This is a genomic window from Chitinophagales bacterium, assembly GCA_020635995.1.
In the GTDB taxonomy this organism is placed as follows: Bacteria; Bacteroidota; Bacteroidia; order Chitinophagales; family UBA8649; genus JAFMKE01.
On the sequence record JACJYS010000007.1, the window covers coordinates 1 to 23341 of the forward strand.

Below are 23341 nucleotides of genomic sequence, written 5' to 3' on the forward strand. Positions count from 1 at the left end.
GTGGTGGTATTGGTCCTTTTTCAGGTCAAGCAAGTGGAAATGACCCTGATGAAGATAATTTTAGATTAAAAGGAAAACAATACACAGCGTTAGAGGGTGGCGGAAGTTTAGGGGAAGGCTACAAGGCGTTAAAATGGACGAAATTAAGTAAACTTACTAATGTAGAAATAGGCGGACAATATCAGTGGACAACTACCTATACTTTTTGGAAAAATAAAGTAGCTAAACAAAATTCGTCTAATGAGTAGTGGAAAATTAGAGAAAGTAGGAGGGATTTTGTTTTTAAGTGCAATAGCTCTTTTTGCAATATTTTTACTATTACAGCCAAGCGATGAATGTTTAAGTAAAAAATATATTCTCAATAAAGATTTACAAGGAGTTGTTGTAGAAAAATTTTACGATAATAAGCATAGCAATGTTGAGGTCATTAAAGTTAGAAATAATAATTATAATGTAAATTTCAATAGCTATTCGGAAAGATTACCATTGTTTAATTACACTCAAATAGGCGATAGCATATACAAGCCTAAAGGAGTATTGGAAATAAAATTGTTTAGAGGAGGTTTTGACACCACATTTGTTTTCAATTATGATTGTGATAAATGGTAAAATAAAAAGTTATCAACACTACACTGAAACAAGCTAAAACGCCCACCATTCGGGCGTTTGGCTCTCTTTTTTCATTCTTTTTCTTTCCTTTCCTTTTCCGTAGCTCCCACCCTGTAAAATCAGGCATTGGTGGCGGTGGGTGGGTTTGTTTTTGTTTTGTTTTTTTGCTTTGTTTAGGATCTTGTCTTGTGGTGGTTCTTTAGTTGGTTTTGCCTTATTCCTTTTGTTCTTTTAGTGGTTTTGTAGTGCTTTTTTCTGCTACGCAGAAAAAAGAGAGAAAAAGGGGGGCTTTTCCGCCATTGGCAGACAGGTTTTAAGTGTTTTGCCAACGGCAAAACACTTTTTTAGTTACTTATATAATTAAATACTATAATCATAGTATATAAATTCAATTTCATCTATTTCCGTGCTGTCGGGTGTTTCCACCCGACACTTTTGAAATGTAAAACAGAAGCGGAATAAGCTCTAATAATTTTCCGTGCTGTCAGAAGCTACCTTCTATTTGATTGTAAAAACATCAAAAAAAATGCTTACATTTGGTTTAAACTTTAAGCAAGTTACGTGCAAAATCAAGTAGCATATTATATAAATTTAAGTGTAAAAAAATACCACCCGTTTGGCATGCCTATGCCAGGACGCTCCTTTAATAGCCATGATTATAGGTTCGGGTTTAATGGTATGGAGAAAGATGATGAAGTTAGTGGAGATGGAAATCAGTACACGACCGAGTTTAGACAATATGACCCAAGATTGGGAAGGTGGACTAGTTTAGACCCATTGATGGCTCAGTTTCCTCATTTAAGTCCTTATGTGGCTTTTGCCAATAACCCTATTTATTATGTAGATCCATATGGACTTGCACCAAATCCAGGAGGTGATAATGTTGCAAAACCATTTTGTGAAGACTGTAATAATGGAGATAATGTAAGTACACAGTCTCAAATGGAAGGACTTTTGGGATTTGATACTGATGATTTTGACTTCAAGTTGACTCCTGTTGCAGACTCCAAGGATAAATATGATTTAACATTATATGACAAAGAAGGTAATCGCGTTGGAGCACTAACTAATTTTACAGTAAATGAAAAAACAAATAAGTATATATTTAGTTATACTTTAGGTCAGGAAAATAGCGGAAAATCAATTACTAGTGACGCTTTAAGATTTTGGGGAACGTCTCAATCCTCAGATATCCCCCCTGGAACAGCGATAGTTCACTATGAAGGACCCTTTGAAAACCATTCAAGTAATAGTACTACAATTTTAATAATTTCTTCAATACAACTTAATGGTGGATATGCAAAAACCAACATGGCATTTGTCCCTTCAGATACAAAGGTAACAGGTGTACAAGTAAAACAGTGGCTAGTTGCAAATATTACCTATGTTAATGAACAAATACAAAATAATCTTTTTAATCTTATTTCGTCTGAGATGCCTGAATATGGGAATAATCCTTTTGCATTAAAAGAGAGGAATGAGGATTTATATAACAGTTACAAGAAGAAGGCTTCTAAAATGTTTTTTGAACCATTTCTCCAATATGGAATTGATGAATCATCCATGAGGTGGGATATTGGAGTTGGAAATAATTTTTAATTTATTATGAGATATACTTTATATTTTATCATTGTTTTTTTGATTTCAGGGTGTTCACATGATAACACACTTGTAGGCTATTGGGAATCAAGCACAGGTAACTCAATTCATTTTACGAAAGATAACAGGGTATTCATTAATGAAAAGTATTGTATGCAATACTCAGTTTCAGGAGACTCTCTATTTTTTTATAGGAGTGATTTAGAGTGTATGTATTTTGAACTAATCAAGCATAAAGAAGAAGACCAATTAAAATTGATAATTAATGATAATAATCAATATTTAACTCAGATTTTAGATAGGGATTATCATTTAATTGATAAAAACAAAATTATAGAAGATACTTTGTGTGAAACAATTAATGTTTCAACTAAGAAGGAGACACGGGGGGGGATTGAATCAGGAATATATGCAATAGAGGGTTCTAAGAATCACTACTTTTTTGAAATAAAAGACTCTAATCTATTAAAGTATGAAGGTAATAATACTATCTACAACTTAGTTAGTATGGAAGGGGGGGCATTCAAAATTGTAATTTTTTGTGATGAAGAAGTAAACCAAAATACTACAGAAGAAAATTTTCTGTTTACAATGGATTATCTTCAAAGATTAATTGATACTCAAAAACAATTTTTAATTCAACAAGAGGATGGATTGTATTATATGGATATTGTGGTTGGAGATACTTTTAAAGTATTTAAGACTGTACTACTGGATACTGTAAAATGAATGTTTTCCCCAATGCTGGTGCGAGCTTGTAGCTCGTACTAATAGAAAGTAATTTTCCCCATGGTCGGCATCCGTGCCGTACCATAAACTAGTAAAGAACAGAGGCGGAAGTAATCTAATAAATTTTATAAACCTAGGGTTTTATAAAAAAGAGGGTTTTTCCGTGCTGTCAGAAACTACCTTCTGACATTTTAATGTATGAAACATCAAAAATATTCCTTACATTTGGTTTAAACTTTAAGCAAGTTAAGTGCAAAATCAAGCCACATATTATACAAATATAAGTGCAAAAAAATACCACCCATTTGGTATGACTATGCCAGGACGACACAAACTTGCTCAAAGTAGTGATGATTATAGGTTCGGGTTTAATGGGATGGAGAAAGATGGGGAGGCATGGAGTGGTGATGCAGGTAATCAGTTAGACTTTGGCGATAGGATTTATGATAGTAGGTTGGGGAGGTTTCTTTCAACTGATGCATGGGAGTACAAATACCCCTCCCATAGTACATATAACGCATTTATGGGTAATCCTATTGTTAATATTGACCCAACTGGTAATGGAGCAGAAACGACCGTTAAAACAGACGAAAATGGAGATGAATACGCGGAAATAAGTTCTACAATATATGTTTATACAGACCAAGAAGGCGTAGATATTGAAAATTTTGCTCACACATTAGAAACATCATTAAACGCCCAATTTAATTATACAGGACAATACAGTAAAACAGATGGTAATGGTGATGCTATAACTCCTCAAGTAAAAGTACAAGGTAAAGGTAAAATGGATGCTGTTTTTAATATTAATGTAGTACCATTGTCAAGTGTAGATGAAGCTCAAAGTAAAGCAAATGCAAACACAAATAAAGCCAATAATTTTTTCTTTGTGGATAAAGAATCAACAAGTAAAGAGAACTTTCAAAGTTCAGCAAAAGGAGGCAATGCAGGATTTTTCAGTTATTACGCACATGAAAAAGTGTGGGCACATGAATTTCTTCATGTTTTAGGGCATACTAATACTGCTGGAAAAATGGGAGGACATAATGACACTGATTTTAATAATAGAGATAATAATTATTCAATAATGATTATGGACCCGACTAAGTTTAATAATACTTTTGTTAATTGGAAAGATGATTTATGGAGAATGAATGGAGCAAAGTCACTGCCAACTAATAAACCGTTTGGTGCTCCAATGACAAATAACATATATAATTCTCAGACAATTGAGGAATACGTGAATGGGAATAGACCATTTTCTGAAGGTATTATACCAATTAATAGGAATTTATTTAACAAATATGGCAATACTTGGAATGTATTTAAAGAGTAGTTTTTATTGTTTATTTTTTATCTTGACATTATTCAAAATTGGATTTTCTCAATCTTTGAATCCAGTAGACATAGTGATTAATGTAGATGGCAAAGTTTATAATAGATTGGATACAACAATAAGATTTAAAAGGAAAAAATTTCGACATATTGAATTTAGAGTATTAGATGAAAGGTATAAAATTGTTGCATTTTATATGCGAAGTGAACCTGATCTAGGAGCAGGAGATATGATAGCTTCCGTCCTTATAATTGGAAATAGAATTGATAAGAAATTTTCCAAGATTTTTAAAAAGCGACACTATGGAGTACTTAAAACGAGTAAAGGATTACAAGTTATAAAATTTTATGTGCTTGATCAACTCACTTCTGAAATTATTATTCCTAATTATGGTATGGTTATTAGATGGAGAGGTACTGTATCAGATTAGGTCATGGGATGGACAGTGTAAAAGCAATTTCCCCCCAGCAGAGTCTCTCAAAGAGGACTCTGCTGTTTTGAGTATGCTGTCAAAAGCTACCTACTGACAATCTGTTTACAAAAATATTTCCTACATTTGGTTAATAAATTTGGCTAAAATAAGTGCAATATCAAGCTATATATAATACAAATTTAAGTGCAAAAAACTACCATCCATTTGGTATTTACCATTGTAAAACACAAAATAGATTAGACTATTTTGTGTTGGTATTATAACTTTTGAGCTATATTTCTTAAAATACTTTCCCAGTTTATCTCTTTGTCAAAATCTCTTTTTCCCAAACGGATAATTATTAAATCTTTAAGTGGATTAATGTAAATAAACTGTCCATTAAAACCTTGTGCCGTGTAGTCGCCTTTCCCGTCTGTAGAAGGAAACCAATGTCTATAAAAAGTAAAGGCTTTGTTGTTGGGGTTTTTACCTTTGTATTCTGTTACAAAACTAACCCAGCCTTTAGGCAAAATCTGTTTGCCATTCCATACGCCATCATTTAAGTATAGCTGAGCAAATTTTGCAAAATCTTTAGCTTTGGCGTTTAAACAGCAGTAGCCTCTTATTAAATCATCTTTTTTGTAGGTGTTCCAAAAAGCTTCTGTAGCACCTATTTTATTCCATATTTTTTCGTAAAAATATTCTGTTATGGGTCTGCCAATTACTCTTTTTAAAATTAAGGCAACTAATTCGGCATCCGTTTGATTGTATCTGGGTGTTCCGCCCGGTGCTTTTTCTATTTTTATAGTTTTCATAAACCTATAAAAATTATTGCCATAATATGTTCTGGCTAAATCGCCAAAAAGAGCCGCATTTTTTCCTCTTATTTTTATGCCGGAGTTCATTTCAAACACATTTTGAAAAGTAATATTGGCAAAAGCACTATCGTTGTTTAAAAGCTCCGGTATATATTGAGTTATAGGAGCGGTATAGTTTAGCAAACCTTCATCTATAGCAATGCCTACAATAGAAGCTATGGCACTTTTACTTACTGAAAAAGCTAAGTTTTTGCTGGCCTCATTATAATTTCCGTAGTATTTTTCAGCCTTAATTTCTTTGTTTTGTACTATAAGAAAACCGTTGGTTTTTGAATATTTTAGTAAAGAATCTAATGAACTTTCAGCACCATTTCTAAAATGAACTGTTAAATTATTTAGGTCAATTGGAGTTTTAGCGTACTTCCACACAAATTCATTTTCCGATTTAGCAATATCTTGTTTGGGAAACTTATTGCCGTCTTTATGGTCGGGGCGAAAGTAAGTAAATGACCGTACGAAATGGCAAGAGGGTAAAAGGATAATTAAAAGTAGGAGTGTAACTAAAAGTGTTTTTTTATTCATTAATATAGTATTCTTGCGTTTATAGTATTAGGTATGCTTTTTAGCTCAGTAAGTGTTTCTTCGCTTGTTTTTTTGCTCACATCTAAAACCACATAGCCTACTGTAGCATTGGTACTTAAATATTGACCTAATATATTAACTTCTAATTTTGAAATTCTATTGTTAATTTCGCTAAGTACGCCCGGTACATTTTTGTGTATGTGTAAAATTCTATGAGAATCAGCAACTTTTGGCAAACTTAATTCCGGCAATGAGTGAGAACCTAATGTAGAGCCTGTTTCTATATATTTTATCAATTTAGACGATACATCTAAACCTATGTTCCATTGTGCCTCTTCGGTACTACCACCTATATGTGGTGTTAAAATAACATTAGGTAGATTTTGCAAAGGACTTTCAAATTTATCGCCCACTATTTTGGGTTCTACAGGAAAAACATCTATAGCCGCACCCGATAGTTTGCCACTTAAAATAGATTCTTTTACGGCATCTAAATCAACTACATTCCCTCTACTCATATTTATTAGATGCTGCCCTTTTCTAAATCTTTTTATTATTTTTTCATCAAATAGATTAACCGTTTCGGGTGTGGCAGGCACGTGCAAGCTTACAATATCGCATTTGTCTATTATTTCTTCTATAGTGCCCAGTGTGTTGGCATTGCCTAAAGGCAGTTTACTTTCTATATCATAATAATATACTTCTAAACCCAGAGATTCTGCCAATACAGAAACTTGAGAACCTATGTGTCCATAGCCAATAATGCCCAATTTCTTTCCTCTTACTTCGTGTGCATTTTCACTTTCTTTTTTCCACAATCCTTTGTGTGCCGCTTCGTTTTTTTCGGGTATTCTTCTTACCAACATAATTATGCTGGCTATAACCAGTTCTGCCACAGAACGAGTATTGCTAAAAGGAGCATTAAATACGGCTACACCATTTTTAGTGGCGGCTTCTAAATCTACTTGGTTGGTGCCAATACAAAAACAACCTACACTCATTAGCTTATCTGCTTTGTTTAGCACATTTGCGGTTAGTTGTGTTTTGCTTCTAATGCCCAAAATTCTAACATCTTCCAATTTCTCTAAAAGTTCTTCTTCGCTATAAGCACCCGTTGCGGTTTCTATATTGGTATATCCCGCTTTTTTTAATTCGTCAATAGCAGAAGGGCTAATACTTTCAAGCAGTAAAACTTTAATTTTATCTTTAGGGAAAGATGTATTTTCAGACATATTTTTTAGTGAATTTTTGCTAACGAGTGCAAAGATGCATAACTGCTTTCCATTTTTAAAATAATATGAGAATAAGTTATAAAAAAAGAGCTCCGAAATTTTCGGAGCTCTAAAAATATTAATTGATATGCTTATTATTCAACAACGATAGAAACGCGTCTATTTACTTTAGACGTTCCTGTTGCTTCAGCTTCTCCATAATAATTTACATTTAATCTATCGGCATTTACACCTAAAGAAACTAATTGTTGTTTTACATAATTAGCTCTTTTTTTAGATAGTTCTAAATTGAAAGCATCATTGCTACTACTATCTGCATAGCCACTAATATCGGCAGTTCTGTGAGGATAACTTAATAGGAATGAAGCTACATCTAAAATAACGGCATTATATTCTTTGGTTAAGGTAGAAGCACCAGAGTTAAAGAATACATTCCATCTAATGTTGTCTTGTGCTACAGATGAAGTGTTATTTGTAGGAGTAGATGTAACTAATTTAATAGTTCTTCCTAAAGCATCGGCTTGAGCTTCAGCTGGAGTATTAGCTTCTTCATCTTTGTAGTCAGCCACTCCATCGTTATCACTATCTATTGCTTTGCCTGTAGCATCTACAGTAGCACCTAAAGGCGTTCCGGTTTCAGCATCTCTGTAATCTGGTACGCCATCTTTGTCTAAATCTATAGAGTTTAATTTCTCATCTACTTTTTCGCCTATAAATTCAGGACTTACATTTCTTTTTAATTCAGCCACATCATCATAATTATTAGCTACAGGATTTTGCCAGTATGTAGGTTCTTCACGTTTTCCTATTTTAAAGTTTAAACCGGCAGATAAATAATGCAACACATCATTGTTTCTTCCAGCATAAACACCATCTAAATAGTCGTCAAAATGTCTGCTGTGTCTATATTCTAAAGCTAAATCAATTCTTTTGCTTAAGTAAACATCAATACCGCCACCTAATACTAATGTTGGTAGTATTCTAGTGTCTTTTATCATTGGGTAGTCTGTCTTTTTTGGAGTGGAGTTAGTTTCGTATTTTCCATCTTGCAATTGATTTAATTGGTGTCTTACAAAAAATCTATCGCCCCAAGTTTCTTGATTAGCAATATCTGAATAATCATATAAAGTGGCATTTTCATCGTAGTAATCAGCTTGAGAAAAAGCTGTGGTAGCTCCACCACCTACAAAGAAATTGAAAATTACTTTAGATTGTCTTTTATTTCTGTTAACATTGCCTACGCTAAATACAGCTTGTAAGGTATTATCAAACATTCTTGTTTTATAATTGGCATAAACATTATTGCCATTTACAATTCTTGTGTTAATATCTTGCCCTTTGGCTTGTAAAAATAAGCCTTGGTATCTTACTGAGAAAAAGCTAGTAATACCTTTTCTAACTTTTAAGCTAGCTCCAATACTCTTTCCCGTAGGAGCAAAATCTCCGGATATAATAGGCATTCCTATATCAAATCCAACTGCCCAATTTGATTTTTTCTTAGGAGCAAATGGACTAATATTGTTTTCGTAATCATACTGACGCATGTAGTTTCTCTTGCACAAATTGCTTGAATCTTTTAGTGCAAATTCTTGAGTGTTTTGTGCCGTTGAAATCCCAAAAAATAAGATTGGCACAATTAATAGTATAAGTTTTTTCATAGAAAATAGGTTTATATTTAAAAATATCTCAAATATACAATAATTAAGCCAAAATTGTTTCACAAAAAGTATTTTTATTAATCTATTATCTTCTTGTTTTAGTTTCTTACTTTTGCAATTCAATAAAAAGAGAACATAATATTATGAAGATTACTTTTCCGGATGGTAATGTAAAAGAATATGAAAAAGGCACTTCTTCAATAGAAATAGCTAAAAGTATTAGTCATGGTTTAGCTAAAAATGTATTGGCAGCTAAAGTTAATGGCGAAGTGTGGGATTTAACCAGACCTATTAATGCTGATGCTACCTTAGAATTATTAACGTGGAATGAAGAAGATGCAAAGCGAACTTTCTGGCACTCTTCTGCTCATTTAATGGCTGAGGCTTTAGAAGAAATTTATCCTGGAGTAAAATTTGGAATAGGACCGCCTATAGAAAACGGATTTTATTATGATATAGATTTGGGCGATAAAAGCTTAAGCGTAGAAGATTTGCCAAAAATTGAAAATACCATGCGTAAATTGGCTAAAAATGGTAGCAAATATGAGCGTAAAGAAGTGGCTAAAGCAGATGCTATAGCTTATTTTAAAGAAAAAGGCGATGAGTATAAATTAGAGCTTTTAGAAGATTTAAAAGATGGCGATATTACTTTTTATACGCAAGGAAATTTTACTGATTTATGCAAAGGTCCTCACATACCGGGCACAGGACAAATAAAAGCCATAAAACTGCTAAATGTAGCCGGAGCTTATTGGCGTGGAGATGAAAACCGCAAACAAATGACCCGAATTTATGGCGTAACTTTTCCTAAGCAAGAAATGCTTGATGAGCATTTGGCATTATTAGAAGAAGCTAAAAAACGAGATCATAGAAAATTAGGTGCTGAATTAGAACTGTTTATGTTTTCTGAAAAAGTAGGAGCAGGGTTGCCTATTTGGCTACCTAAAGGTACAGATTTAAGAGAAAGACTTTCAAATTTCTTAAAAGAAGAGCAGCTAAGAAGAGGTTATTTGCCAGTAGTAACTCCACATATTGGGAAAAAAGAATTGTATGTTACCAGCGGACATTACGAGAAATACGGAGAAGATAGTTTTCAGCCTATACATACGCCTAAAGAAAATGAAGAGTTTTTATTAAAACCTATGAACTGTCCTCATCATTGCGAAATTTATGCTCATGTGCCAAAATCCTATAGAGATTTGCCGTATAGAGTGGCAGAGTTTGGTACAGTATATCGCTATGAGCAGAGTGGCGAGCTACATGGTTTAACCAGAGTTAGAAGCTTTACCCAAGATGATGCACATATTTTTTGCACAGCAGAGCAGTTAAAAGCAGAGTTTTTAGATGTACTTGATTTAACCATGAAAGTATTTAATAAAATGGGCTTTAAAGAATTTACGGCTCAAATTTCATTGCGAGACCCTGAAAACCTTAGCAAATATATAGGAAGTAAAGAAAACTGGGAAAAAGCAGAAAATGCTATTATAGAAGCTACAAAAGAAGTGGGTTTAGAAACCGTAACAGAACTTGGCGAAGCCGCTTTTTATGGTCCTAAGTTAGATTTTATGGTAAAAGATGCTTTGGGAAGAAGCTGGCAGTTAGGAACTATTCAGGTTGATTATAATTTGCCGGAAAGGTTTGAATTAGAATACATAGGAGCCGATAATGAAAAACACAGACCCGTTATGATTCATAGAGCACCGTTTGGTTCTTTAGAAAGATTTATAGGCGTGTTAATAGAGCACACAGGCGGAAAATTTCCATTGTGGTTAACTCCCGAGCAGGTTAGAGTATTGCCTATAAGCGATAAATTTATAGAATATGCTAAAGAAGTGGAAGCTTATTTGAAACAAAGTGGCATAAGAAGCAGTATAGATGATAGAACCGAAAAAATAGGCAGAAAAATTAGAGATGCGGAAACTTCTAAAATACCATATATGTTAATAGTGGGCGAAAAAGAAGTAGAAAATAGAGAGGTTTCAGTAAGAAAACAGGCGGTAGGAGATGAAGGAAGTAAAGATATTGGTATATTTATTGAACAAATAAAAGAAGAAATAGCAGGAGAATAATTTATTTTCCACATATTTGCAACATATTATTTATAATAACTTAAAAAATTTAGATTTAACAACTTGGCAAAATTTAATAACAGACACAAAAAAGAAGAACCATATAGAGTTAACGATAAGATTAGAGTACCTAAAGTTCGTTTAGTGGGCGATAATGTAGAAGTAGATGTATATCCTACACACAAAGCCTTAGAAATGGCGGAAGATTTAGGTTTAGATTTGGTAGAAATATCGCCAAACGCTAATCCTCCGGTGTGCAAAATTTTAGATTACAAGAAATTTTTGTACGAAAAAAAGAAAAAAGAGAAGGAAATTAAGGCTAATGCTCAAAAAACAGTAATAAAAGAGTTGCGTTTTGGTCCTAATACCGATGACCATGATTTTGAATTTAAAGCAAAACATGGCGAAAATTTCTTACAAGAAGGGTCAAAAGTTAAAGCCTATGTACATTTTAAAGGTAGAGCTATAGTTTTTAAAGATAGGGGAGAATTATTGCTACTTAAATTAGCTAAAAGACTTGAAGAATTTGGAGCTCCGGAGCAATTGCCAAAATTAGAAGGTAAGCGAATGATAATGGTAATAGCACCAAAAAAGAAATAAACCCACAATAAAACTAAAAAACGTTTGCTTATATAAAAATATAAGATTACCTTTGCACTCCAAATTTTTAGAATTATGCCTAAGATGAAAACAAATTCCAGTGCTAAAAAGAGATTTAAAGTAACTGGATCAGGAAAAATAATGAGAAGAAAAGCTTTTCACAGCCACATCTTGACAAAAAAAGATAAAGACACTAAAAAGCAAATGACACACGATACAGAAGTGCATAAGTCAGATATGCCGAGAGTGAAAAGAATGCTTTGTAAATAAATTATTGAAATAAGAAAAATTTAAGAAAATGCCTAGAGCTACAAACAGACCCGCAGCAAGAGCAAGAAGAAGAGCCACATTAAAATTGGCTAAAGGATATTTTGGAAGAAGAAAAAATGTTTGGACAGTTGCCAAAAATGCAGTTGATAAAGGACTTCAATACGCTTATGCTCACAGAAGATTAAAAAAGAGAGAATACAGAAGCCTTTGGATAGCAAGAATAAATGCAGCAGTAAGAGAGCACGATATGAGCTACTCTAAATTTATGCACGCATTAAATGAAAAAGGAATTAAACTAAACAGAAAAGTATTGGCAGATTTAGCAATGAATGATGCTGTCGCTTTTAATGAAATAGTAAAATCTGTAAAGTAAACTATACTAAATAACAATATTTGAAAAGCTCCGATTTATCGGGGCTTTTTTATTATGTCAATTTTTGCTTAATTTTATCTCAATTTAAAAACCAATATGATTTATATATACATTGGCATTGCTTTTTTAATGCTGTTAATTTCTTTTATTGTCATTTTCAATAAATTTATTCGCTTAAGGAATTTAGTAAAAGAAGCATGGTCGCTTATAGACGTGCAGCTAAAAATGAGGTATGAAGTAATTCCCAATTTGGTAAATACCGTAAAAGCTTATACAAAACACGAGCAGCAAATACTTAGAGATGTTACCGCACTACGTGCTAAAGCAATGGAAAAACAAGTGCCAAGCGAAAAAGCGGTATCGGAAAATGTACTTACCGAAAAATTGGCTCAACTTATGGTAACCATAGAAAATTACCCCGAACTAAAAGCAGACCAACATTTTTTAAAACTGCAAGACCAAATATTTGATATTGAAGATAAAATACAGTTGGCAAGAAGATATTACAATGGTGCTGTAAGAAATTATAATATTGCCATAGAATCTTTTCCCAGCAGTATAGTGGCAGCCCTAATCAATTTTAAAAAGTATGACTTCTTTGAATTAGACTCTATAGAAGAAAGAAAAAACCTTGAAATCTCTTTTGAAGAATGAAAAAAATAATATTATTCCTGTTTGTTATTTGCATTGTATTTGCAAAAGCTGAAGAAGAAATTATCTCTTTTAATAGCGATATAACCATTCAGCAAAATGGAGAGCTAAAAGTAGTGGAAACCATAAAAGTTAGTGTAGAAGGCAATGTATTTCAACGGGGTATTTATAGAGCTTTAAACACCGTTTATAAAGCTAAAAATAATATCAACTATAATGTTTCCTATAATGTACAGCAAGTAACTAAAGATGGAGTTTCAGAACCATTTTTTATCAAAAAAAATCAATCCAGCATAAATATTTATGTAGGAGATGAAAATATTTACTTAAAAAATGGTGTTTATACTTATCAAATAACATACACCACTAAAGACCAGCTGGGAGCTTATGATGAAGTAGATGAATTGTACTGGAATGTTACGGGAAATTATTGGGAAGTACCCATAATGATTACTACGGCTACCGTACACACGCCTGCCGGGGCAGATATAATACAATATACGGCATATACAGGCTACTTAAAAGAAACATTTAAAGATTATCAAGTTGATAAAATTGACAATAATACCATAAGTTTTAAAACCACTAAAGAACTACATGCCAATGAAGGACTAACCATAGCCGTAGGATTTAAAAAAGACGTGGTAGTTATGCCTAACAAATGGCAAATTTTCCTTAAAAGCAATATGGGATTGTTTGTTTTATTGGCAGGATTGTTACTTACTTTTTTATATTATTTAACCACTTGGTATAAAGTGGGTATAGACCCACCTAAAGGAACAATTATACCACTGTTTGATCCGCCTAAAGATTTAAGTCCATCGGCAGTGCGTGTTATTAACCAAATGGGCTACGATAATAAAGTGATAACAGCCGCACTTATAAATTTAGCTATAAAAGGATATATAACTATAGACAAAACCAAAGGTGGAAACCAAAAATTGGTTAAAAACAAAAATGCGGACAATGGAATAACACCAGCCGAAAAAGTAGTTATGGATTCTTTTTTTACCAGTAATAATTCTTTAACCTTAGAACAGAAAAACCATGCTAAAATTAGCAATGGGATAACTAAAATGAGGGATAAAGTGAAATCTGAAATAGATAAAAAGTACTATAATTTGAATACTTCTCATTTAATAGTAGGCGTAGTTATAAGTGTAGTAGCCATAGCTATAGCAGTAATTATAAATGGAGGTTTTGTAAATATTTTTCAAACAGGATGGCTAAGTATATGGGGTATTGGTGTGTTTATGATGTTCCGTCAGTCTTTTTCAAGTTTGCGAAATAGGCAGTTTGGAATAGGAATAGGTATGTTAGTTTTTGCTATTCCATTTTTAGTAGTTATGGTAGTGGTTGCTTTGGTTTTTAGCAAAACTTTATCTATCCCTTATGCCGTTATTCTGGCACTTTATGTTATAAATATAGTGGTGTTTTACCATTTATTAAAAGCACCTACTGTTTATGGCAGAAAAGTAATGGATGAAATAGAAGGTTTTCAAATGTACTTAAAAACTGCCGAAAAGCATTTGATGGAAAGAACTAAAACTAAAGAAGATAGCATCAAATTATTTGAACGATTTTTACCTTATGCAGTTGCCTTAAATTGTGAAACAGAATGGACTAAAACTTTTGAGAAAACTATAAATGAAGCATTAAAAGATGGTACGTATCAACCTACATGGCATCATAGTAATATACCGTATATAAATATAGGAAGTATAACCAACAGTGTAGGTTCAAGTCTTACGCATGCTGTAACATCAAGTAGTGTTGCTCCAACATCAAGTAGCTCAGGCGGTGGATTTTCTGGCGGTGGAGGAGGCGGTTTCTCTGGTGGTGGCGGAGGCGGAGGCGGTGGTGGTGGCTGGTAAGGTTTTTTTAGTTATATAAAACGTCATTTCCACGATTTATCGCCTAATCATTAAATAAGCTCCCCTGCTATCTCATTCCCTTTGTGTCTTAACAACTTTGCGAGAATATCAAACCTCCAAACATCAAACTAATTTGGTAATTGCATCTTTACTTTATACATTTGCTCACATCCACGTATTGGTTTAGAATGATAAAAAAATGGTTTAATTATTTTTTAATAACAATGCTGTTAATGCTATTATGGCAGTGCAAGCAAGAAAAACCCAATACTTTAAAAAAAGTAGAAGAGAATAACTTTCAAACCGACACTTTAGTTATAGTTCAATTATTGCAAAGTGCAGATAGTTTAAAACTGATGCTTGAGTATGATAATGCTTTTAAAAATTACCAAAAAGCTATAGATATTTCAATAAATCAAAAAGATAGCAATCAGCTATTTAGTGCTTATATAAAAACGGCAGAAATGTTTAGGGCTAAATCAGATTTTATTCAAGCGGAAGATTACCTTAAAAAAGCACAAGAAATTTCTACTAAAATAACTATTTCTAATGAGGAATTGATGTCTTATTACAACAGAAAAGCTGCTTTATATGCGGAGTATTATCAAGAACCCGATTCATCATTGCTTTACTCTAAAAAAGCAATGGATGTAGCTATAAAAACCAATGAAACTGAAATTATTTTCTCATCGGTAATGGAAATGGGTTTTGCGTATGAAAATCAAACAAAATTGGATAGTACACTATTTTACTATAAAAAAGCACTTGCAATAGCCGAAACGGAACAGGAAAAACAAATGGAATGCGATGCACTTTCCAATTGTTGCCGTATATATTTAAAACAAAAGAATTATACAAAGGGTAAACTTTTAGCACAGAGAGGCTATAAAATAGCTTCAAATAATAATTTATTGTTTAGCCATTTAATTTTTGCTCAATATTTGAGTGAAATAGCTCAAAATGAAGACAATTATAAAACAGCATATACATACCTAAAAGAAAGAACGGAACTAACCGATAAGTATTTTGAAAAACGCTATGATGATAAAATTATAGAAACCGAAAAAAAATATAAAGTAGCCGAAGCAGAAAAGCTAACTGCTTTAAAGGAATTAGAACTTAACGAAAAAGAAAATGCACTGAATCGTCAAAAAAGCGTACTTCTAATTATTCTTCTTTTACTTTTGGCATCTGTAATTTTACTAACCACCATAGCTTTGTTTAATAGAAAAATAAATGCTGCCAATAAGCAACTTAATTTTTTAAACGAACAAAATAAATTTCTTGTTTCGGAAACCAATCATAGGGTAAATAACAACCTACAACTCATTTCTGTTTTTATTAATCAGGAAATAAATAAAAAGGAAGATGATGTGGCATTGCATAAACTTCAATCTTATGTAGATTCTATGGCAATATTGCATAGACATTTGTACGGTCAAGAGGATAAACGTTTGGTAAAATTAGATGATTATTTGCTTGAAATAGTAAGTAATTTAGCTCATTTAATGAAAGAAAAAGGTGTTGAATTACACGTTAAAATAGATAATATTCTTATAGATAGCAACCAAGCTATGTACATGGGGTTGTTAGTAAACGAACTATTTATAAACTCATTAAAACACGCTTTTACAACAGCAAACAATAATAAAATAGAACTAAACATAAAAACAAACAGTAAAGAAATAAATTTAAAATACCTTGATAATGGAATAGGCATAAAAAACGAAATTGCTCCTAAAATAATAAGCCAAATTTGTAAACAATTAAAAGCCAATTATCGTATAAAGTCAAACAAGGGTTTTTATTTTTGTACTGCTGTTGAAGTTTAAATAAGAAAATGACAAATAATTACAACTTAAAAATACTAATAGTTGAAGATGAAGTTTTTATAGCAGACTTTATAGAAACGATACTTAATGATGCGGGTTATTTTAATATACAAAAGGCTCATAATAAATTAGAAGCACAAAAAAGTATAACAAACAATACTTTAGATATAATTTTAATGGACATTAATATAAACGGAAAAATGGAAGGGATAGAATTGGTAAAAAAACTTCCTTATAACTGTGGGGTAATATATATAACGGGGCAAAGCGATATTAAAGTAGTTAGGCAAGCCGTAGCCACACACCCCAAAGCCTATTTAACCAAGCCTATTAAAAAAACAGATTTATTATCAAATATAGCCATAGCAGAACAACAAAAGCAGGCTTTTCATTTTGAAGTTAAAGACGGGCATACCTCTGTACGATTGTGTGCCGATGACATATTATTTATAAAAAGCGATAATAATTATATAGATATTGTAACAAAGAATAGGAGGTATGCACTGCGAGAAACTTTAAAGCAATTTTTAAAAGAAATTAACTGCAATGATTTTGTTCAAGTACATCGTTCTTATGTAGTAAACAAAAAAGCCATAACCAAACGAACCAGTACGGCTATTTTTATAGATAAAGAAGAAATTCCGGCATCAAGAAACTTTGAATTGCTGTAAATTATACTCGTGTCTAAATTGTCTCGTCCTATACTAAGCCTCTCAGCTCATTCCCAATTTTATTAAACCCATAAACCAAATGTAAGAAATATTTTTGATGTTTTTGTAAACAAATTGTCAGAAGTTAGCTTTTGAGAGCACGGAAAATTATTAGAGCTTATTCCGCTTCTGTTTTACATTTCAAAAGTGTCGGGTGGAAACACCCGACAGCACAGGAAAGAGCCTATTAAACTGCACTTACTTATCTGTTTTATGGCATTGGTGGTATCAAAGCATATAGAACTCCAATACGGTATTTCCATTAGAAAGTTTATAGACTTATCTAAAAAAGTGGTAGATGGTCAGTTACTCAATCATGCAACCAATAAAATCATCAATGTAAAGGCTCAACCAAACGATAAAATGGACGAATTAATATCCAAAATTTTCTCTCCGCACTAAAAGGTACAAGTCAGGAAATGTTGCATTAGATTGGAAATTAGTACCATCTATGCTATATTCATAAGGAGTTGTACCTCCACCAGCAGATAACACTATCATTCCATCATTACCATTATTGCACGTAATATTTGTAGTACTTAAGGTATCTAAAGTAAGTACTGTTGGTTCAAATATATTATTTGTTGTAGATTTAATACAGTTATTAGCATCTCTAACATAAATAGTGTATGTGCCTCCATCTAAACCACTTAATACATTACTACTTTTGCCTTGTGGTCGGTCTTATTTGACAGTACCACCGATTTCCATTTTTTTAGGGATTGGAATACCAAAATCCTTAAACATTTTTTCAGTAGCCAACAAAAAACTCTTTTCAGGGTTCTTCTTTGAATAAATTACTTTATACTTCTTCCCAATACAGTTTTTGCACATTATTCTATCAATACCATTTACGTTTACATACTCTTCATCTTCTACAAAATATTTATACTTTACCTCATATGCTCCCGACCTAGGAATTAAATCATAATCTATTATAGTTCCACTAGTATAATTTCTATTATCATAAACCTCTTTTTTCTCACTAAAATATTTATACATTCCCCTACCAATAATAATAAATCCAATAAGTATTACTAATTGCATAACCCATTTATAAGTAAAATCTTTTTTTACAGAATCATTAATACTTTTCATGGCTTAGTACCTTCTTCTATAGATTGTGGTAAAATAGTCCCTAAGAAATTAAAATGTAAAGTGGCTGCTGCTCCAATAAAAGCCTCATTTCCAAACGGATGGTATTTTTTTACACTATTTTTTATATAATATCCCACTTGATTTTGCACTTAACTTGCTTAAAGTTTAATCCAAATGTAAGGAATGTTTTTGATGTTTTTGTAAACAATTTGTCAGAAGGAAACTTCTGACAGCACAGAAGAAAATTATTAGACTACTTCCGCTTCTTGTTTGCTTTTCAAAAGTGTCGGGTGGAAATACCCGACAGCACGGAATATATTCTCGTTACTTGTTATGGTTCTTTTAATGTTTCTTGAATTAATATATATTTCTCCCCATTCACAACTTTAATAACTGAATCCTTTTTGTTATGATAATTGCCATTTAATAGATTGGGGTTTTTAATATAGTAATACAAAGTTGAGGAAGGTGTATAACTTGAATCTATTAATATAAATTCTTGAAGTGTATCTGATGCGTATATCTCATCAAAAAGATGATTCCCATTAGCATCATATGTAGAAGACTTTCCTTCTTTTACCCCATACAAATACTCAGTCTTTTTTGCTATTTGCCCATTCTCAAACCATTCAGTTGTGAGTCCAACCTTCCTACAATCCTTTACTTCAAATTGTTTCATTTTATTTCCATTCTCCCAAAAATACGTCCAATTCCCATCAAAAAGAGTGGTCTTAACTGTATCATGGGATGTATTGATAGTCTTTTTTATTGGATCAATTGTATAATTTGAATTTAAAGAATAACACTCTCCCTTGAATCTTACATTTTCAATATTAATATGATATTTTCCGTTTACATAATTCTGGTAAAAAAAATCAGTAAGTGTATCGTTTTGGAAAAAAGCTGTACTCATGATATTCCCATTCTTGTAATACCACTTCCATTCACCATTTTTTTTCCCTTCTATAAATTTCATTATAACAGCAGTATCGAGAGAATTGGCATATAATTGACAGTAAACCCCGTCATATTTCATTGGTGGAATTGCTTCAATTAAGCATTTTAAATTGACTTCATCCATATTGCATTGCACAGTAAAGTCCTCATTACACTTTTTGATCTTTTCTTGTGAACAAGCAACAAAGATAAAAGTAAGAGCTAAATAGACTATTCTTTTTACAAACTTCATAATAATTAATTTACAGTTGGAGCCGGTGTTGATTGTGCACCAACAATTGGAATATTGGGGGCTTGATTAATCATAGGAGTCACAAACGGAACATTAACTGCTGCACCTGCCCAGTTCGCATTTACAACATTTTGAGTAGGGTTAAACATAACCGTCCATCTTGGATTAGCTCTAGTTGGGTCACTTATAACAGAGACTTGAATAGTAGGGTTGTTGGCTTGTATCTGATTGGCTACATTAGTTGCTGTATTAACACTATTCACATTTCCATCTGTTACAATCAAGATTCTTGAAACATTGTTAGGCATAACCGTTGTGATTGCTGGATTTTGAGCTTCACCCATAATTAAATTAGTAGTATTATTCACGTTCGCTGGAGGATTTGCAGGATTTGTTTGATTAACTACCCCGAAAGCTTGGTTAAATTGACCAGTTAAATTTATTGTAGTAACCTCTCCTAGCTGTCTAATTTCAGGTCCACCAGCTCCAGTAGGATCAATAGGTGGTTCATATTCTGGGTTATCAAATTGTGTTGCAGCAGGACTTCCTCCCGTTTGATTTCTCGTAAATTGTATAGTTGCTGCCGTCCGTTGGTCAAACCCTCCAACCACAGTTTGATTTGTTTGATTACTGTTTGCAACATTTCCAGCACCATTTATTGTATTTGCATAATCTGTGGTTCTTACTTCAGGATTTGGGGTTGGCTTATAATATGAAGTAACTTGCATTTGTATTAATACGCCATCCACATTTTGTTTATCGACATCTAAGTATTCTAAGCCTTCAAGTTCAATACCATCAATCACTCTATTCTCTGCAAAAGCATAAGGAGAATTCCAAGGGTATTTAGCTACAAGCGGATCTATTGACAAAAACCTCCCCAACCTAGCATCATGTATTCTATATTTAAAATCTAAATGCCCACCATCTACACCGCTAATATCGTTATTCTTCTCTTGCCCTTGGAATCCGAACCTATAGCTTTCACTGGTGTAAGACCGTCCTGGCATAGTCATACCGAACGGGTAGTAGTCAAACGCTATGTAAGTATTTGTGTTCATTGGCGTTTCAAGATAATTAAAAAATGTGAAAACTAACCATATTTGGTCAAAAAATGCATTTTTTGATGCTATTTTATACTCTACTTTAACTAAAACAGTAATATTTGTGCAAAAATAAAAACTATGAAGATTAAAATTAAACTTATTCCTTTATTTCAAAAATTTATACGAGAATCTGAAACAGGAAAACGGAGAAAACTAAATGGAGAGAAGTTAAGAGAAGGCTCAATCCAAAATTATCATTCTGCTTTGAAGCTACTTAATAAATTTTGCACAGAAACAAATTTTGAATTTAGAGGCTGCGATGTTAACAAGCTAACCAATAGAGAATTTATTTCTGAAAAACGGTATTGGAAATCTTTTTACACTAAATATTCTAATTATTTATACAAAAATGGTTGCTACGATAATTATGTGGGTACTAATTTTAAACACATTAGAGCTTTTTTTAATTACCTTAAAAAAGAGAAAAATATAAATATTGGCGACTTTCATAAAAGTTTTTATGTGAGAAAGCATGAAATAGATATTAAAGTACTAAGTCCTGAACAACTAAAATTTTTGATACACAATAAAGATTTTGAAAGAAGTTTACCACCTCATCAACAAAAAATTAAAGATGTATTTGTGTTTGGCTGTACTACAGGTTTAAGGTTTTCTGATATAGACGCTTTAACTATTCAAAATTTTGAATTTATAGAAGATACGTGGTATGTAAAAGTAAGAACTAAAAAAACCAAAACATATACTTTTATTAAACTTCCTGATTATGCTGTAGATATTTTTATGAAATATAGAACTAAGTATAAAACAAAGACATTGTTTCAATTGATGTGTTTAGATAATTTTAATAAACAACTTAAAAAAATAGGTAGAAAAGCGGGTTGGACAGAAAGTGCTGAGCATTACAGAGAAAAATTAGGTAAGGCATATAAAGTTAAAATGGGAAGTAAGCGAAAAACGGAATTTTGCGATTTTATGAGTTCTCATATGATGAGAAGAACAGCCATAACAACAATGTTGATTTTAGGTATGCCGGAGCATTTAGTTAGAAACGTAAGTGGACATACTAACAATAGCCAATCATTTTTTAAATACGTGCATTATGCCCAAAGCTATACTGATAAAGAAATAAGTAAAGTGCATGAGAAACTTAATCAGTATTAATATTTTTAATTTATTATTAATAAGTAATTAATAGTTTAATATTATTACATGTCAAAAGGAATGGGAATTTCTGATTCAAAATCGTAATAAACTTCATCTGCATGTTTTTTCATAAACTTTTTAAATTCCTTCTTATATGTATCATAATTATAGATTTTATTTAAGTTAGTAATATTTTCAAAAGTATATTCATGATATTCAAGTATGCCAGAAATAATACGTTGATATTTGCAATCAATTTCTTCTATAATTAGTAAGAGTTCTTCTGTATTAGGCGTTTCAATTTCAGAAAATTTTTCAAGTAAATCCATAAGAAACTCAGATGAATAATAGCCTAGTTCTCCAAATGTATTCCATTTTGGATACTTATTATTTAAAATATTAATTAGAAATCTAAATAGAGGAAGATCAGAATATGCTTCCATTACTTTGAAATAATACTCATGCTCTTGTCTATGATCTTGCATAGCTCTTTCTGCTCGTAAGAAGATATTGAATTGTTCTTTGTCCATAATTTTAATTTTTATAAAGTTAATGATTTAATATCGGATATTATTAACTAAATAATACTGTATGCTTAATTTACTGTCTGAGATTGTTTATTGCTATCCAAAGTATTGTTTAGTTCTTGTCCAATATTTTCAAGTTGGTACTTAACGAATTTAAAATGAACATCTGTTTTAAAAAAATACCAAAGTTGTAATAATCAAAATACAAATAGCAATAAGAATTACGTGTTGTGTTTTACATTAATTATACTATTTCAAACAAAGGAAAACCAACTCTTGAAACCTATAGGACTTAAATCAAATACTATTTCCGCACAAAATAGTTCATAGATTACCTTCCTAATCCCTTTCGTTTTCTTACTTTTTTGGTAGGTTGTTCCACCTCGTGCTTTTTTAATAATTTTTTTTCGTGCAAATATTCCTTTATACCACTTTCAAAACCCATTTTATAAAGCGAATTATTTTTAGATAAACTCGGGAATAATTCAGTAGTTAATGAAGGTAAATATTTTGCTAAAATATATCCATGATTAAAACCTATATTTAAAATTTTATTTGATTTTTCCATTAAAATATATCTTTTGCATTTTTTTCAATATAGCTTAATACTGAAGGTTTGAAATAAAGAAAATGTTTAGCTGTTAATTCACTATACCTTATAGCTCCTTCGTCTCTCAATTTCTGTAATGTTGTTTTAGATTTAATTTTTAACAGAGCCATTACCTCGTTAGTATCAATCCATTCCTCATTAACTACTTTTTTTTCAATTTTAAGTTTACTTACAACTTGCTCTACAAGTTGATAGAAAGCTACACTTTCTAAACAAATAACCTTCAAATCAGATTCCATGTTACAAAATTAGAAAAATAATAACAGAAAATTTAATCAAAATTGCGTGCAAATTGCGTGCAAACAAAAAAGGCTTACTTGGTAAAAACCTTGTAAGCCTTTGATTTTATTTTG

The 23341-nt window shown here is 31.9% G+C and carries 27 protein-coding genes; 16 read left to right on the forward strand and 11 right to left on the reverse strand.

Going from position 1 to position 23341, the window contains the following annotated elements; genetic code table 11:
* The 6 genes from H6578_10085 to H6578_10110 form a co-directional block, all read left to right on the forward strand.
* Positions 1-248: hypothetical protein (locus H6578_10085; protein ID MCB9227501.1), on the forward strand; the 248-nt coding region annotated here is incomplete at its 5' end.
* Positions 241-609, forward strand: coding sequence for a hypothetical protein (locus H6578_10090; GenBank protein ID MCB9227502.1), 369 nt, complete (start codon positions 241-243; stop codon positions 607-609). The genes H6578_10085 and H6578_10090, both read left to right, overlap by 8 nt.
* Positions 610-1170: 561 nt before the next feature.
* Positions 1171-2208, forward strand: a complete 1038-nt coding sequence (locus tag H6578_10095; protein MCB9227503.1) for a hypothetical protein — start codon at positions 1171-1173, stop codon at positions 2206-2208.
* A gap of 6 nt (positions 2209-2214) precedes the next feature.
* Positions 2215-2937 carry a hypothetical protein gene (locus H6578_10100; protein MCB9227504.1) on the forward strand — a complete coding sequence of 241 codons (723 nt, stop codon included), beginning with the start codon at positions 2215-2217 and terminating at the stop codon, positions 2935-2937.
* Positions 2938-3247: 310 nt separating this feature from the next.
* On the forward strand, positions 3248-4273 hold the full coding sequence (locus H6578_10105; protein MCB9227505.1) for a hypothetical protein: 1026 nt from the start codon (positions 3248-3250) through the stop codon (positions 4271-4273).
* Positions 4242-4703: a hypothetical protein gene (locus H6578_10110; GenBank protein MCB9227506.1), complete on the forward strand. Its 462-nt coding sequence runs from the start codon at positions 4242-4244 to the stop codon at positions 4701-4703. The genes H6578_10105 and H6578_10110 overlap by 32 nt, the downstream gene beginning before the upstream one ends.
* A 260-nt stretch (positions 4704-4963) precedes the next feature.
* Here the strand turns inward: H6578_10110 and H6578_10115 are convergent, their stop codons facing one another.
* From H6578_10115 to H6578_10125, 3 genes are all read right to left on the reverse strand, one after another.
* Entirely contained in the window at positions 4964-6085 is a 1122-nt protein-coding gene (locus tag H6578_10115) for a serine hydrolase (GenBank protein MCB9227507.1), read from the reverse strand.
* Positions 6085-7317 (reverse strand): phosphoglycerate dehydrogenase, encoded by a 1233-nt coding sequence (gene serA / locus H6578_10120; protein MCB9227508.1) that lies wholly within the window; start codon positions 7315-7317, stop codon positions 6085-6087. The genes H6578_10115 and serA overlap by 1 nt, the downstream gene beginning before the upstream one ends.
* Positions 7318-7451: 134 nt before the next feature.
* Positions 7452-8975, reverse strand: coding sequence for an OmpA family protein (locus tag H6578_10125; protein MCB9227509.1), 1524 nt, complete (start codon positions 8973-8975; stop codon positions 7452-7454).
* A gap of 140 nt (positions 8976-9115) precedes the next feature.
* On the opposite strand from H6578_10125, the gene thrS reads away from it, so the two are divergent.
* The 9 genes from thrS to H6578_10170 all read left to right on the forward strand — a co-directional run bounded on the left by thrS (position 9116) and on the right by H6578_10170 (position 17756).
* Entirely contained in the window at positions 9116-11044 is a 1929-nt protein-coding gene (thrS, locus tag H6578_10130; GenBank protein MCB9227510.1) for a threonine--tRNA ligase, read from the forward strand.
* A gap of 63 nt (positions 11045-11107) precedes the next feature.
* Positions 11108-11644, forward strand: coding sequence for a translation initiation factor IF-3 (locus tag H6578_10135; GenBank protein ID MCB9227511.1), 537 nt, complete (start codon positions 11108-11110; stop codon positions 11642-11644).
* A gap of 75 nt (positions 11645-11719) precedes the next feature.
* Complete coding sequence (gene rpmI / locus H6578_10140) at positions 11720-11914, forward strand: 50S ribosomal protein L35 (GenBank protein ID MCB9227512.1); 195 nt, start codon at positions 11720-11722, stop codon at positions 11912-11914.
* A 28-nt stretch (positions 11915-11942) separates the two neighbouring features.
* Positions 11943-12287, forward strand: coding sequence for a 50S ribosomal protein L20 (rplT, locus tag H6578_10145; GenBank protein ID MCB9227513.1), 345 nt, complete (start codon positions 11943-11945; stop codon positions 12285-12287).
* Positions 12288-12383: 96 nt separating this feature from the next.
* Positions 12384-12941: a LemA family protein gene (locus H6578_10150; protein MCB9227514.1), complete on the forward strand. Its 558-nt coding sequence runs from the start codon at positions 12384-12386 to the stop codon at positions 12939-12941.
* Positions 12938-14812 (forward strand): DUF2207 domain-containing protein, encoded by a 1875-nt coding sequence (locus tag H6578_10155; GenBank protein MCB9227515.1) that lies wholly within the window; start codon positions 12938-12940, stop codon positions 14810-14812. The genes H6578_10150 and H6578_10155 overlap by 4 nt, the downstream gene beginning before the upstream one ends.
* A gap of 233 nt (positions 14813-15045) precedes the next feature.
* Positions 15046-16644, forward strand: a complete 1599-nt coding sequence (locus H6578_10160) for a sensor histidine kinase (GenBank protein ID MCB9227516.1) — start codon at positions 15046-15048, stop codon at positions 16642-16644.
* A gap of 8 nt (positions 16645-16652) precedes the next feature.
* Positions 16653-17315, forward strand: coding sequence for a response regulator transcription factor (locus tag H6578_10165; GenBank protein MCB9227517.1), 663 nt, complete (start codon positions 16653-16655; stop codon positions 17313-17315).
* A gap of 186 nt (positions 17316-17501) precedes the next feature.
* Positions 17502-17756, forward strand: a complete 255-nt coding sequence (locus H6578_10170) for a hypothetical protein (GenBank protein MCB9227518.1) — start codon at positions 17502-17504, stop codon at positions 17754-17756.
* On the opposite strand, the gene H6578_10175 is transcribed toward H6578_10170, so the two are convergent.
* The 5 genes from H6578_10175 to H6578_10195 form a co-directional block, all read right to left on the reverse strand.
* Complete coding sequence (locus H6578_10175) at positions 17727-17978, reverse strand: SprB repeat-containing protein (protein MCB9227519.1); 252 nt, start codon at positions 17976-17978, stop codon at positions 17727-17729. The two genes, H6578_10170 and H6578_10175, sit on opposite strands and share 30 nt — an antisense overlap.
* A gap of 60 nt (positions 17979-18038) precedes the next feature.
* The gene (locus H6578_10180) at positions 18039-18452 is read right to left on the reverse strand and encodes a hypothetical protein (GenBank protein MCB9227520.1); all 414 of its coding nucleotides are present in this window, start codon (positions 18450-18452) and stop codon (positions 18039-18041) included.
* Positions 18449-18601, reverse strand: a complete 153-nt coding sequence (locus H6578_10185; protein MCB9227521.1) for a hypothetical protein — start codon at positions 18599-18601, stop codon at positions 18449-18451. Before H6578_10185 ends, H6578_10180 begins: the two co-directional genes overlap by 4 nt.
* A 182-nt stretch (positions 18602-18783) precedes the next feature.
* Positions 18784-19641 (reverse strand): hypothetical protein, encoded by an 858-nt coding sequence (locus H6578_10190; protein ID MCB9227522.1) that lies wholly within the window; start codon positions 19639-19641, stop codon positions 18784-18786.
* Between the two features lie 5 nt (positions 19642-19646).
* Positions 19647-20657 (reverse strand): hypothetical protein, encoded by a 1011-nt coding sequence (locus H6578_10195; GenBank protein ID MCB9227523.1) that lies wholly within the window; start codon positions 20655-20657, stop codon positions 19647-19649.
* 168 nt (positions 20658-20825) lie between these two features.
* Between H6578_10195 and H6578_10200 the strand changes: the two genes are divergently transcribed.
* Positions 20826-21869 carry a tyrosine-type recombinase/integrase gene (locus H6578_10200; GenBank protein ID MCB9227524.1) on the forward strand — a complete coding sequence of 348 codons (1044 nt, stop codon included), beginning with the start codon at positions 20826-20828 and terminating at the stop codon, positions 21867-21869.
* Positions 21870-21913: 44 nt separating this feature from the next.
* On the opposite strand, the gene H6578_10205 is transcribed toward H6578_10200, so the two are convergent.
* The 3 genes from H6578_10205 to H6578_10215 form a co-directional block, all read right to left on the reverse strand.
* A complete protein-coding gene (locus H6578_10205; protein MCB9227525.1) occupies positions 21914-22381 on the reverse strand; it encodes a hypothetical protein in 468 nt (155 codons plus the stop codon).
* Between the two features lie 328 nt (positions 22382-22709).
* Positions 22710-22946, reverse strand: a complete 237-nt coding sequence (locus tag H6578_10210; GenBank protein ID MCB9227526.1) for a hypothetical protein — start codon at positions 22944-22946, stop codon at positions 22710-22712.
* On the reverse strand, positions 22946-23215 hold the full coding sequence (locus tag H6578_10215; protein ID MCB9227527.1) for a helix-turn-helix domain-containing protein: 270 nt from the start codon (positions 23213-23215) through the stop codon (positions 22946-22948). The genes H6578_10210 and H6578_10215 overlap by 1 nt, the downstream gene beginning before the upstream one ends.
* Positions 23216-23341: the final 126 nt, after the last annotated feature.